The sequence below is a fragment of the Mucilaginibacter sp. genome (assembly GCF_025359345.1).
In the GTDB taxonomy this organism is placed as follows: domain Bacteria; phylum Bacteroidota; class Bacteroidia; order Sphingobacteriales; family Sphingobacteriaceae; genus Mucilaginibacter.
Map to the genome: position 1 here is coordinate 177,585 of NZ_JANYGQ010000032.1, position 13,008 is coordinate 190,592.

The following is a 13,008-nucleotide window of genomic DNA, read 5'->3' on the forward strand; positions in this document are numbered from 1 at the left end:
TAATGTTGGAGGAATATGATAGACTACAATAGTATTAAAAAAATTGAAGAATTACTGAAACAAAGGTTTTTCTTAGAAAAAAGTACAGAAGATGAAGGTAATAGTTATTACGTTGACGAGTCCGACACTATTACTAGATTATCGGTAACTGGTTGTGATTTAAGTGAATTTGATGAATTTGTCAATTGTTTGAAAGATTTTAACGGTTTGGAAGACTTACGATTAAATAATGACACCATCACTAATATTTCATCGCTAAGAGAGTTGGAAAATTTAACAAGCTTGTATTTGAGTGGAATTACCTCGCTTGACATTTCTTCTATTATCGAGCTGAAAAAACTGAGACTTTTGTCTTTGTATTCTAATAAAGTTATAAATATTTCGTCTTTAAAAAAGATGGAAAAGATAGAAAGTTTGACGATTAAGAAACAAGAGCTTATAGATATCTCGTTCTTAAGCAATTTAAATAATCTTAGGCATTTAAATTTAAGTCAAAATAAGATCAAAGATATTTCGCCTCTACGAAAGCTTAGCCAATTAGAAATATTGACACTTGAAAGTAATCATATATCCGACGTCTACCCTTTAAAAGAGTTGACTAAATTAAATGATCTACGATTGAATTTTAATAAAATTTCGGATATAACAAGTTTGAAAGAATTAATAAATCTACACCATTTATCAATTCATGATAATCAAATTGAGAACCTATCACCATTGGAAAATTTATGTAATTTAGAGTCACTATATTTAAAACAGAACAAAATATCGAATATAGAGCCATTAAGAAAGCTATTTAAATTAGAACTTCTGTTGCTCTACCAAAATCGAATAAAAGATATTTCCGCCTTAAAAGATCTAAAGAAATTAAGCAATTTAGGTTTGAATGATAATCAGATCGAATATCTACCTCCTTGGATTACTAAATTCACTATGAGAATAGGCATGAATGCGGTATGGAAGCACGGTTTTATTACACTGAATGGAAATCCGCTCAAAAGTCCTCCACAAGGAATAGTTCAGCAAGGGAAAAAAGCCATTAAAAATTATTTTAACCAAATCGAAAAAGAAAAAGGGAAGATAGAATATTTATTCGAGGCTAAATTGTTAGTCATAGGTGAAGGTGGAGCAGGTAAAACAACATTTACTCGAAAGATAATCGATTTAAATGCTAAAATGCCTAACGAAAAGGATACGACGCTCGGAATTGAAATAGGTAAATGGACCTTCGATAGCAGTCATGTTTTAATGAGCGGAAAAGAGGACGTGAAATTTCACGTTAATCTCTGGGACTTTGGAGGTCAAAAGATCTACCAAGGCACCCATCAGATATTTTTTAGTGACAAATCGTTTTATGTACTGCTCTCCGATACCAGAGAACAAAAAACGGATTTTTCTTATTGGCTAAACACTGTTGAGCAACTAGGTGGAGCTGAGAGTTCGCTAATTATAGTTTTGAATAAAAAGTTTGGACATGAATCGAAAATTGATGAAAGTGGTTATCGAAGTCATTTTGGAATGATAATAAAAGATGTCATAGAACTAGATTTAAAAAATGATGTCGGTAATTTAGTTTTATTACAAGAAAGGGTAAAGTTATATTTAAAAGATCTTCCAGGGATAGGAGATCCTTTACCTTCATCTTGGGTCGACATAAGGGATGACCTGTCTCACGAAAAGTTAAATTTTATTTCTTTTGACAGATTTAAAGAAATTTGTCAACAGCGAAGCATCGATGATCCGAGTATTTTGCACACTCTAAGTGGATATTTTAATAGAATTGGGGCTTTTACACACTATATCGATGATCCCCTACTACAGGAGAGGATTTATCTAAATTCTAATTGGCTAGTTAAAACAGTTTATGAAGTGTTGGACAATGAACTCGCAAAGTCTAAAAAAGGTAGAGTTAACGGTCTAGATATAAAAAGGATTTGGATAAACAATGAACTTCATTATGAAGTCAATAAACTTACTCAATTAATGCACAAGTTTGGCTTGATGTATCATATCCCAGATACTGATGATTATGTGATTCCAGCACATTTACCAACCGTTACTCCTTACAAAAAGTGGGGGTATTCTTCAAATAGCGGAATTCTTCAATTTACATATGAATTTGATAAGTTCATGCCACAAGGCATAATGTCTCGTTTAATTGTTTCATTAAATCATCATATTAAAAACCATGATTTAGTTTGGCATAGGGGAGTCAACGTCGAATATAACGGAACTTATGCTGAAATAATTGAAAGTTATGGTGGAAATAATCGTTTTGAGATCCGAATTGTGGGGGGTAACAAGATAGAACTACTTGCAATAATACGGGAGCGTTTTGCTGAAGTATTAAAGCCCTTTAATAATTTAAAATATAAACAATTAGTTCCGTGCATATGTGAAGAGTGTAAAGATTCTACTGAGCCTGCATTTCATGATTATCATTTATTACTCAAGTTTAAAGAAAAAGGAACTGGCTCACAGTGTAGTAAAACAGGTGAAATTATAATCGCGGACGAATTATTGAAAATAATTGAATCTTCAAAAAAAACGTTGAATCTTGACACTAGCAATGAGACAGCTATCCGGACAGTTAAAATTTTCTTGGCTTCTTCATCTGAGTTAACAACTGACCGAAAGGAATTCCGTGAATTCATTAGTGTTGAAAATGATCGCCTTCATAAAAAGGGCATTTATCTGGAAGTCGTTCAATGGGAATACTTTATTGATTCGATGTCAAAACAAAGCTTGCAGACAGAATATAACAATGCGCTTAAGGATTGTGATATTTTTGTCAGTTTGTTTTTTTCCAAGGTAGGTAAGTACACAACTATAGAATTTGAAAACGCGTTCGGCGAATTTAAACGCAATGGCCGACCTCTAATTTACACATTTTTCAAAAATGCAACTGTTGATTATAATCTTATAAAAAAGGCCGATATTAATTCAAAGTTCAAGTTGGAGGAAAAATTAAAGAGACTAGGGCATTTTAAAACAATTTACAAAGATCTTAACGACCTGAAAAATCAATTCAAACGGCAATTGGAATATTTTTTAGATGGTGAGTGAATGCGTTTTTCATCCCCCGCTAACTGGCGGAATTATGGCTATCTCATCCCGCTCATGCAAGTTATCGCCGGGTAAAGCATACTCATTATTTACAGCCACCATATACGATGCCAGCTGTTTTAAACGCGGGTATTGCTGCTCCAAAATGTATTTTAAATTATAAACTGTAGCGTCATTTGCCAGTTCCAAATTAACCGACGTGCCCCCGAATATATCCTTTGCAATGCCAAACGCCAGAATTTTAATGTTCATGCCTCAAAATTAGATGAAAATACTTAGAAATAACACGTGTAGGATCGAAATATTTGAACTTACATTTAAAGAAAAACAATCTTAAATTGCGTTGGTTTTTATAATATGCAAAGCGCTGAGTTTATCTCACGTCTCAAATGCAACATCTCAAATCTATGTCTTCAATAAAAAAGGTAACAGTTACAAAAGTAAACGATGCCGAAGGTGCTGCCGCAACCTTCGATGTCCTGGCCGTTGAGGAACCGCTTGAAATACGGCTTGCCTACACTTTAAACGGAGAGCCCAAAACCCAAAACGTATCGGTTACCATGCGCACGCCTGGCAACGATGCTGAACTGGCTGCGGGGTTTTTATTTACTGAGGGTATTGTGAAAAATGCTGGTGAGATTGCTGATGTTGATTATTGCTTTATCGCTTGTGCAGAAAACAAGGAGAACGTAATTCAGGTTAAACTGCGTGAGGGTGTTGTTCCGGATTTGAAAAACACTGAACGGAATTTTTACACTACCTCCAGCTGCGGGGTTTGTGGTAAAGGCTCCATCGATGCTATTCGTACCGTTGGCAATTTTATTAGCCAGGCTGATGATATTACAATTTACAGTGATTTACTTTATAAGCTACCACAAATATTAAGAGAACAGCAAGCGGTTTTTGAAGAGACAGGCGGGTTACATGCCTCTGCACTATTTAATTTAGATGGCGAACTGCTTCTGTTACACGAAGACGTCGGCAGGCATAATGCCCTGGATAAGTTGGTTGGTGCAGCACTGCAACAAGGGCTGCTGCCGTTAAATAAACATATTTTACTGTTAAGCGGCCGAGCCAGTTTCGAGCTGGTACAAAAAGCTGTAATGGCAGGCATTAGGATTATCGCAGCAGTTGGTGCCCCATCAAGCCTGGCGGTAGAACTGGCTGCAGAATTCGATATAACCTTAGCCGGTTTTTTACGCAACCGGCGTTTTAATATTTACACAGCGGTACGCCGCATACTAACCCCTATACATGAAACTTCGAATTAAGAATAATTCCGTTAGATACCGGCTTACACAATCGGACGTTGCCACTTTGGTTAAAAATAGGCTGCTGGAAGATAGCGTTGATTTTGGCGTTAACAAGCTGGTTTATTCCCTGCAAATTGTTGACGATTACCAGCTTTCGGCAACATTTAATAATAACACAATAACACTATTTATGCCCACAAGTATGCTAACCGAGCTGGCCGAAACAGATAAAGTAGGATTTGAAAATATAAGGCACCTGCCGCATTTGTTGGTCGAAAAGGATTTTACGTGCCTGGATAATCTTGCTGAAGACCAAAGCGATAATTATCCCAATCCATTAGTTGCCAAAAAGTTATGAGTAAGAAGATAAATGCCCCTGCCGAAGAAAATCCGGAAGAACTGCTGGATTTAAAACTTACTAAGCCAAAAACCTGGGCGGCTGGTATACCCGCGGTTACTGAAGCGTTAGTCGACGTACTTAAAGAAGCGGGTCCTGTTCGTGGAATGGAGGCACTGTTTCACATGAACCAAAAGGGCGGTTTTGATTGCTCCAGTTGTGCCTGGCCCGACCCAGACGACGATCGGTCGCCTATTGCCGAATATTGTGAAAACGGCGCTAAAGCCCTGGCTGAAGAAGCCACTACCAAAAAGCTAACCGGCGAATTTTTTGCTCAAAACTCCGTAGCCGACCTTGCCAAACTGAACGATTACGAGATCGGTAAAAAGGGACGGATTGCCCAGCCGGTTTACCTGCCAAAAGGGGGCACGCATTATACGCCTATTGGCTGGGATCTGGCTTTCAAAATTATTGCAGATCATTTAAACGAACTTGCATCGCCAAATGAAGCAACTTTTTACACATCGGGGCGCACAAGTAACGAGGCGTCATTTACCTATCAGCTGTTTGTAAGGGAGTTTGGTACCAATAACATGCCCGATTGCTCAAACATGTGCCACGAGTCTACCGGGGTAGCCCTGGCCGAGTCAATTGGGATCGGCAAAGGAACCGTAACGTTGAATGATTTTTATGATACGGATGTAATTATCATTATGGGCCAAAACCCAGGTACTAACCACCCCCGTATGCTTACCGCACTGCAAAAAGCAAAAGACAACGGCTCTAAAATAATTGCCATTAACCCCTTATTCGAAGCTGGACTGATGGGTTTTAAAAACCCTCAAACTGTTAAAGGCCTGATGGGGATTACCACTCAATTAGCCGATTTATACCTGCAGGTAAAGATAAACGGAGATATGGCCTTGCTAAAAGCGATCGAAAAACTCCTGTATACAGCTGAATTGGAAAATCCCGGAACGGTTTTCGATCATCAGCATATTAAAAACAATACGGTTGGCTACACTGAATTTTTGCGCCACCTGGATAAGTATAAAATTGACGATTTGGCAGTTGCAGCCGGTGTTCCCGTAAGGCAGATACAGGAAGCCGCAGATATGCTTAAAAACAAAAGCCGGATAATTGTATGCTGGGCCATGGGCGTTACACAACATGTTAACGGGGTGGCTACCATTAAAGAAATTGTGAACCTTGCTATGCTAAATGGCAGTATTGGCAAGCCCGGCGCAGGTCTTTGCCCTGTGCGCGGCCACAGCAATGTGCAGGGAAACCGCACCATGCTGATCTACGATAAGCCTTTTGAAAAGCAACTGGATAAACTGAAAGAAGTTTACGGGTTTGAGCCGCCGCGGGAGCACGGCTATGATGTGGTGGAAACTATTAATGCTATGAACGAAGGCAAACTTAAGGTGTTTTTTGCCATGGGCGGCAATTTTCTTTCGGCAACGCCGGATACTGCCTATACGGCCGAAGGTTTGCGAAAAATGAAACTGACCGTTAACGTATCAACCAAGTTAAATCGCGGTCATTTGGTACATGGCGAAGAATCAATCATACTGCCCACACTCGCGCGCAGTGATAAAGATGTGGTTGGCGGTGAAGTACAGTTTATTACCTGCGAAAACTCGATGGGGGTAATCCAAAGTTCAAAAGGGGTATTGAGCCCTATATCTGATAACCTGATGAGCGAGAATCAGATTGTTTGTGAACTGGCTAAGGTAACATTAGGGAGTAAGTCTGTTGTTAATTGGGATAGGTTTGCCAAAAGCTACGATGCTGTTAGGGATGATATTGAAAAGGTTATACCCGGTTTCGATGACTATAACAAGCGTGTGCGCAAGCCCGGTGGGTTTTATTTACCTAACGCGGCCCGCGAGGGTAAGTTCGAAACCAAGGAGTTCGGCAATAAGGTGCCCTTCACAATTTCTGAGTTGCCTGATCATAAGCTTGCCGACGATCAGTACATGATGTGCACCATCCGCAGCCACGATCAATTTAATACTACCATTTACGGGCTCAACGACCGTTACCGGGGCATTCACAATGAACGCCGGATAATATTCATGAACCGCAACGATATTCAAAAGGCGGGCTTTAAGGAAGGGGAGAAAGTAGATTTGTTTAACTATCACGGTGACAAGGAAAGGGTAGCACGCTTATTTGTAATCATACCTTACAATATCCCCGAAGGCAATACGGCCACATATTACCCCGAAACAAATGTTTTGGTGCCCATTGATAGCGTTGCCGAAAAAAGCAATACACCAACATCAAAACTGGTTATTATAAAAATAAAAAAGTACGTGCCGCAAAACTTAAACTAACAGCCGGCGTTGTCAACACACATCTATATTATATGAAAAACTTTTTTTTAGCGTTGGCAGTAATTATTACTATCAGCAGTTGTTCCGGGGCCAATGCCCAACAAGCAGGAAATGTAAAAATTATTTTTGTTCGCCACGGCGAAAAAGAAGCTACCGGCGATAATTTAAATTGCCAGGGCTTAAACCGTGCCATGGAACTGCCAAAGGTGTTAGTCGGCAAATTCGGTACGCCTGCAAAGGTTTTTGTACCAGCTGTCAATTCAAAAAAATCAACGGGACATGCCAGGATGTTTCAAACAGCAAGTCCACTGGCTATAAAGTATGGCCTGAAAATAAACAGTCAGTTTGACGTAGACGATTATTCTGGCCTAGCAGCTGGTCTTGAAGCGCAATCAGGCACTCTATTGGTTATATGGGAGCACAAAGCCATGGACAATATTTTAAAGGCGCTGGGGGTAAAAATGCACGGCACCAAATGGGGTGATGATGATTTCGACAGCATTTGGATTGTAACCATAAAAAACGGGAAAGCTGAGTTGACGATGGATAAAGAAGGGTTGCATCCGGCGGGTAGTTGTGCGTTTTGATGTTCTCCTGGATATGCGCAGGGCAATACCCCCGCGCATATCCAGGAAAATAATGTAACAAACCAATTACCTGCCAACTGCCCACTCACAACTGCCAACTTTCCTCACCCCACCATACACATTTAAAGAAAATTTTCTTTAAACTTGGTCATGAAATTGTACAACACAATTAAAGGCATCCTGCTTGAACATGACGAAGGTGCATTTATAATCGATGAACCTTGGGACACCCTGGTAAACAGGGATAAGCTCGAAAAATATCTATCAACCAAAGCAAAAACCGCAAAGCAACTAGCCGCTGCTGAAAAAGCGCAATGGCTAGCCAATGAAGCTATTTTGCCGCCGATAAGCCGGCAGGAGGTTTGGGCAGCGGGAGTAACCTATTTAAAAAGCCGTGATGCACGTATGGAAGAGTCGCAGGGTTCTGGTGCGGCGAGTTTATACGATATGGTTTACGACGCGCAGCGACCGGAGCTGTTTTTCAAAGCAGCTGCCTCACGCGTAGCCGGCCATGGGCAGCAGGTTTACATCCGAAAAGATTCTGCCTGGAACGTACCTGAGCCAGAGCTTACTTTATTTATCAATTCAAAGGGTAATATACAAGGCTATGCCGTTGGTAATGATATGAGCAGCCGGAGCATCGAGGGAGAGAATGCGCTTTATCTGCCCCAGGCAAAAATCTACGAAAAAAGTGCGGCAATTGGCCCATGTCTATTTGTGAGCTCGGAACATATCGGAGGAGAAACCGCTATTAAGCTCAATATCAAGCGCAATGGCAAGGTTATTTATAGCGATGAAACAACCGTATCTCGCATAAAGCGGACGTTTGACGAACTGGTTGGCTATTTGTATGCCGAGTGCGATTTTGCCTACGGATGCTACCTGATGACCGGTACCTGCCTGGTGCCGCCTGGTGAATTCACTTTGGCCGTTGGCGATGAGGTGGAGATTTCCATTGATAAAATTGGTACACTTGTAAATACTATCGCCCTTAATCCCAAACATAAATCCTGAATTTAATATGAGCGTTTTAAAGTATTCATCCATTATGCTGGCTGCGTTGTGCTTAACTGCCTGTCAGCAAAATAAAGCCCCGGAGCAAAAACAGGCTGAAAGCCCTTATGCGAAAGGGACATTTGGCTATGATCTTGATTTTTTAAAGAAAAAGGACAGCGTCATCGTTTTAAACAGTAAAGATGGGAGCGGGCAAATCATCGTTTCGCCAAAATACCAGGGCAAGGTGTTTACCTCGACTGCCGACGGCGCTAACGGCAAAAGCTTTGGATGGATAAACTATAAAACGTTCGACCAGCCAAAACTTGATGAGCATATGAACGCCTATGGTGGCGAAGACCGGTTATGGCTCGGCCCTGAGGGTGGTAAGTTCTCGCTGTTCTTTAAACCTGGCACCAAAATGGAGTTTGCTAACTGGCACACCCCCGCAGCTGTTGATAACGAGAGCTGGAAGCTGGTATCGCATACCGATAAAAAAGCTTCGCTCAGCAAATCGGCATCGCTGCTTAATTACGCGGGCACCACGCTTAGCCTTTTAATAAACCGCGATATTGAGATGCTGGAGGCAGCAGATGTAAAGATAACGCTGGGTATCGATGTAGATAGTAAGGTAAAATCGGTGGCCTTTCATACCACTACGACGCTGACAAATACGGGTGATAAAGCCTGGGACAAACAAACCGGTGCGCCTTGCATCTGGAATTTGGACATGTTTTCGCCGTCATCAAAAACAATTACGGTGGTGCCTTATAATGATGGCCCGGGAAAAATTGCCACAACCGACTATTTTGGCGAGATACCCAAAGAAAGGATTAAAATAAACAACGGCATCTTGTTATTTAAAGCTGATGGAAAGTTGCGCGGCAAATTGGGTATGCAGGCTGCCAGGGCTAAAACCATGGCGGGCAATTACGATGGCGAAAATAATGTATTAACCATCGTAGTATTTGATACCGACCCGAAAGCCACCTACCTTAACCAGGAATGGCGCACAGATCGTGACCCATTTGTAGGCGATGCCGTTAATGCCTACAACGATGGCCCGCTGACCGATAAAACGCAGATGGGGCCGTTCTTTGAGTTGGAAAGCGTATCGTCGGCAGCATTTTTAAAGCCAAATGAAAAGTTATCACACAATCACAGCGTGTTTCATTTTACAGGGGATAAGGAAGAATTAAATACAATCGCCTTAAAAACTTTAGGAATTTCGCTGCAGGATATACAAGCTGCGTTTAAATAATTATATTCAGCCTTTTGAAGCTGAACGCTCTTTACAGAACCAATTATTAACCGATTTTAAACCTATTTCATGTCAAAAGACCAAAAGTTTATTGCACTGGCTTTAGTTACGTCCCTGTTTTTTATTTGGGGATTTGCACTGAACCTTAATCCAATATTGATTGCCCACCTGAAAAAGGCGTGCCAGTTAACCGATTTTGAGTCATCACTGGTTGATTCGGCTTCTTATTTCGCGTATTTCCTTTTGCCTATTCCGGCCGCAAGGTTTATGCACACGTATGGTTATAAGGGTGGGATACTACTTGGTTTGGTGCTTTTCGCCATAGGCTCGTTCCTGTTTTTTCCGGCAGCTGCAGTAAGGAGCTATTATTTCTTTTTAGGGTCTTTATTCGTGATTTTTAGCGGGGCAGCATTTTTGGAAACTGCTGCAAACCCATACATCACAGTATTGGGCGACCCGGCGACAGCAACCAGGCGTATAAACTTCTCGCAATCGTTTAATGGTTTGGCGGCCACACTTGGCCCGTTAGCCGGTGGTGTGTTTATTTTGAAAGGGGGGAATTTATCGGCGGATGAGGAAAAGGCTATGTCAGCAGCGCAGCTTGATGCCTACCTGAACAAAGAAGCCGCTGCTGTACAAATTCCTTACCTTATTATAGGTTTAGTTGTACTGGTTGTAGCCATTTTGATATATCGGACGGCGTTGCCGGAGATTGTAGAAGAAGGCAGTGAATCTATTGATGGCGAAACAGGCACATTGCTCAATAAAATTTGGTCATTGCTGAAAGTAAATCAATTGAGAAAAGGTGTGATCGCTCAATTTTTTTACGTAGGTGCACAGGCTGGAATATTAGGGTTTTTCATAAGATATTCTGAGCGGACCGCAGGGCTAACGGAAACGTCGGCCAAGTACCACCTTGCTGCTGCCACTTTTTGTTTCATGTTAGGAAGGTTTAGCGGTACTTATTTAATGAAATTCATAAACCCGGTAAAGTTGCTTGCATTTTACTGCCTGATGAATGTGTCACTGCTGATAGCTATCTTCTTCTTGCACGGGATATTTACTGTTTATGGGCTGATGGGGGTTACATTTTTTATGTCAATAATGTTTCCAACAGTATTTTCGCTAAGTACTATAGGGCTGGGTTCAAGAACAAAGCTTGGGTCGTCGCTGGTAATAATGGGAATAGTTGGGGGAGCGATAATTCCTCCCATAATGGGAAAGATTTCAGACCGAAGCAGCATTCAATACGCCTATTTGGTACCCATCGTATCTTTCCTTTACATATTTTATTTTGCCTGGCGGAACTTGAATGTGAAAAATGTGGAGATGGTTGCGGGGCATTAGGCAGGGGGAAATAAACAACTTTGTTGCCGCGCTCGTTCCTCGCTCGCAATGACAAAATGGTCACTATAGCGAGCGGGATAAATTGCATTAATAATTTAACATCATGGATTTAGGATTAAAAAATAAAGTAATAGTAGTAACCGGCGGGGCAAAAGGTATTGGCGCCGGCATTGTAAAAGTATTAGCTGCTGAAGGCGCAATACCTGTTATAGTGGGCAGGAGCGAGGAGGATAACCTTATAACTGTAAAAGAGGTTGAAGCTGCGGGCGGACAGGCACACCATGTAGTAGCCGAACTTACTGACCCTGCCGCCTGCGAAAACGCAATAAATAAAATCCTGCAACAATTTGGCCGTATCGAAGGTCTTGTTAACAATGCAGGGGTAAATGACGGTGTTGGGCTTGAGCATGGAAATTACGAAAAGTTTATGGCATCGCTGCATAAAAACGTGGTTCATTACTATTTGATGGCTCATTTTGCTTTACCTGCCTTGAAAAAATCGAAAGGGGCCATATTGAATATAACTTCAAAGACTGCTGCCACAGGGCAGGGAAATACATCTGGGTATGCTGCCGCAAATGGCGGACGCAACGCCCTGACACGTGAGTGGGCGGTTGAATTGCTTAAATATGGCATCAGGGTAAATGCTATTGTAGTTGCCGAATGCTGGACACCGTTATATGAAAACTGGATAAACACTTTGCCCGACCCAATTGCAAAACGCAAGGATATTGAATCCAAAATCCCGTTGGAAAATAGGATGACCACTGCCGAAGAAATAGCTAACATGACGGTATTCTTATTGTCTGAACGGTCAAGCCATACAACCGGGCAACTGATTTATGTAGACGGCGGATACGTGCATTTGGACAGGGCGCTGGCGAATGCATAGATTGAGTTGATTAAGAGAATGGTTGATTAGGTTAATAACACGTACGGTTTAATCTTGTAAATTCATAAAATCCATAAATCGTGTTAAGAAACAAATGAAAATAGACTCCCACCAGCATTTTTGGAAATTTGACCCGGTAAGAGATGCATGGATTAATGAACCCATGGCTGCAATTAAGCGCGATTTTTACCCGGAAGACCTTAAACCAATATTAAAAAAGCATCAAATAGACGGTTGCGTAGCTGTACAGGCTGACCAATCAGAAACCGAAACTGAATTTTTACTCGAGCTGGCCGAAGAAAATGAGTTTGTAAAAGGCGTTGTGGGCTGGGTTGACTTTATGGACCCACACGTGAGGGAGCGGATTGCACATTACAGCGAACATAAAAAACTGAAAGGGATGCGCCATGTGCTACAAGGTGAATCTGACAGGGCCTATATGCTAAACCCGCAGTTTATGAAAGGCATTGCCGCCCTAAAGAACTACGATTTGGCTTACGATATCCTCATTTTTCCCGACCAGTTAGGCTACACCAACCAGTTTGTAAAAAACATTTCCGGGGTACGCTTCGTAATTGACCATATTGCTAAGCCTGATATTAAAAATCAGAATATTGAAAAATGGGCCAATAACATCAGGCTTATTGCGAAATATGATAATGCTTGGTGCAAAATATCAGGCATGGTGACCGAGGCCGATTGGCAAAACTGGCAGCAAAGCGATTTTGAACCGTATCTTGATGTGATATTTGAGGCGTTCGGTGCTAACCGGGTAATGTTTGGGTCTGACTGGCCGGTTTGTAATGTGGCAGGCGGGTATGATAAAATGATTTCGATAGTTGAAAATTACGTGTCGAAACTATCAACGGAAGAACAGGCCCGGTTTTGGGGACTTAACGCAATTGAATTTTATAAACTTAATTAATGATA

At 41.3% G+C, this 13,008-nt stretch carries 11 protein-coding genes; 10 read left to right on the forward strand and 1 reads right to left on the reverse strand.

The window, feature by feature from the left end:
* Nucleotides 1–15 precede the first annotated feature (15 nt).
* A complete protein-coding gene (locus Q0R52_RS21215) occupies nt 16–3,066 on the forward strand; it encodes a COR domain-containing protein (RefSeq protein ID WP_295798202.1) in 3,051 nt (1,016 codons plus the stop codon).
* 9 nt (nt 3,067–3,075) lie between these two features.
* Here Q0R52_RS21215 and Q0R52_RS21220 read toward each other — a convergent pair whose 3' ends face one another.
* The gene (locus Q0R52_RS21220) at nt 3,076–3,318 is read right to left on the reverse strand and encodes a MoaD/ThiS family protein (RefSeq protein ID WP_252790479.1); all 243 of its coding nucleotides are present in this window, start codon (nt 3,316–3,318) and stop codon (nt 3,076–3,078) included.
* 155 nt (nt 3,319–3,473) lie between these two features.
* On the opposite strand from Q0R52_RS21220, the gene fdhD reads away from it, so the two are divergent.
* The 9 genes from fdhD to Q0R52_RS21265 all read left to right on the forward strand — a co-directional run bounded on the left by fdhD (nt 3,474) and on the right by Q0R52_RS21265 (nt 13,003).
* Nucleotides 3,474–4,337: a formate dehydrogenase accessory sulfurtransferase FdhD gene (fdhD, locus tag Q0R52_RS21225; RefSeq protein ID WP_295798205.1), complete on the forward strand. Its 864-nt coding sequence runs from the start codon at nt 3,474–3,476 to the stop codon at nt 4,335–4,337.
* Complete coding sequence (locus Q0R52_RS21230) at nt 4,321–4,677, forward strand: hypothetical protein (RefSeq protein WP_295798208.1); 357 nt, start codon at nt 4,321–4,323, stop codon at nt 4,675–4,677. Before fdhD ends, Q0R52_RS21230 begins: the two co-directional genes overlap by 17 nt.
* Nucleotides 4,674–6,998: an FdhF/YdeP family oxidoreductase gene (locus Q0R52_RS21235; protein WP_295798210.1), complete on the forward strand. Its 2,325-nt coding sequence runs from the start codon at nt 4,674–4,676 to the stop codon at nt 6,996–6,998. The genes Q0R52_RS21230 and Q0R52_RS21235 overlap by 4 nt, the downstream gene beginning before the upstream one ends.
* A gap of 32 nt (nt 6,999–7,030) precedes the next feature.
* Nucleotides 7,031–7,585: a histidine phosphatase family protein gene (locus Q0R52_RS21240; protein ID WP_295798213.1), complete on the forward strand. Its 555-nt coding sequence runs from the start codon at nt 7,031–7,033 to the stop codon at nt 7,583–7,585.
* A gap of 150 nt (nt 7,586–7,735) precedes the next feature.
* Nucleotides 7,736–8,599, forward strand: coding sequence for a fumarylacetoacetate hydrolase family protein (locus Q0R52_RS21245; protein WP_295798214.1), 864 nt, complete (start codon nt 7,736–7,738; stop codon nt 8,597–8,599).
* Between the two features lie 7 nt (nt 8,600–8,606).
* Complete coding sequence (locus tag Q0R52_RS21250) at nt 8,607–9,839, forward strand: DUF6786 family protein (RefSeq protein WP_295798216.1); 1,233 nt, start codon at nt 8,607–8,609, stop codon at nt 9,837–9,839.
* Nucleotides 9,840–9,908: 69 nt separating this feature from the next.
* Nucleotides 9,909–11,186 (forward strand): L-fucose:H+ symporter permease, encoded by a 1,278-nt coding sequence (gene fucP, locus Q0R52_RS21255; RefSeq protein WP_295798218.1) that lies wholly within the window; start codon nt 9,909–9,911, stop codon nt 11,184–11,186.
* 103 nt (nt 11,187–11,289) lie between these two features.
* A complete protein-coding gene (locus tag Q0R52_RS21260) occupies nt 11,290–12,078 on the forward strand; it encodes an SDR family oxidoreductase (RefSeq protein WP_295798220.1) in 789 nt (262 codons plus the stop codon).
* 94 nt (nt 12,079–12,172) lie between these two features.
* The gene (locus Q0R52_RS21265) at nt 12,173–13,003 is read left to right on the forward strand and encodes an amidohydrolase family protein (protein ID WP_295798223.1); all 831 of its coding nucleotides are present in this window, start codon (nt 12,173–12,175) and stop codon (nt 13,001–13,003) included.
* Nucleotides 13,004–13,008: the final 5 nt, after the last annotated feature.

Bases quoted from the DNA above. Each gene is read 5' to 3' on its own strand.
- Q0R52_RS21250 (WP_295798216.1), top strand. From the start codon at position 8,607: ATGAGCGTTTTAAAGTATTCATCCATTATGCTGGCTGCGTTGTGCTTA.
- Q0R52_RS21230 (WP_295798208.1), top strand. From the start codon at position 4,321: ATGAAACTTCGAATTAAGAATAATTCCGTTAGATACCGGCTTACACAA.
- fucP (WP_295798218.1), top strand. From the start codon at position 9,909: ATGTCAAAAGACCAAAAGTTTATTGCACTGGCTTTAGTTACGTCCCTG.
- Q0R52_RS21245 (WP_295798214.1), top strand. From the start codon at position 7,736: ATGAAATTGTACAACACAATTAAAGGCATCCTGCTTGAACATGACGAA.
- Q0R52_RS21220 (WP_252790479.1), bottom strand. From the start codon at position 3,318: ATGAACATTAAAATTCTGGCGTTTGGCATTGCAAAGGATATATTCGGG.
- Q0R52_RS21265 (WP_295798223.1), top strand. From the start codon at position 12,173: ATGAAAATAGACTCCCACCAGCATTTTTGGAAATTTGACCCGGTAAGA.
- Q0R52_RS21235 (WP_295798210.1), top strand. From the start codon at position 4,674: ATGAGTAAGAAGATAAATGCCCCTGCCGAAGAAAATCCGGAAGAACTG.
- Q0R52_RS21240 (WP_295798213.1), top strand. From the start codon at position 7,031: ATGAAAAACTTTTTTTTAGCGTTGGCAGTAATTATTACTATCAGCAGT.
- fdhD (WP_295798205.1), top strand. From the start codon at position 3,474: ATGTCTTCAATAAAAAAGGTAACAGTTACAAAAGTAAACGATGCCGAA.
- Q0R52_RS21260 (WP_295798220.1), top strand. From the start codon at position 11,290: ATGGATTTAGGATTAAAAAATAAAGTAATAGTAGTAACCGGCGGGGCA.
- Q0R52_RS21215 (WP_295798202.1), top strand. From the start codon at position 16: ATGATAGACTACAATAGTATTAAAAAAATTGAAGAATTACTGAAACAA.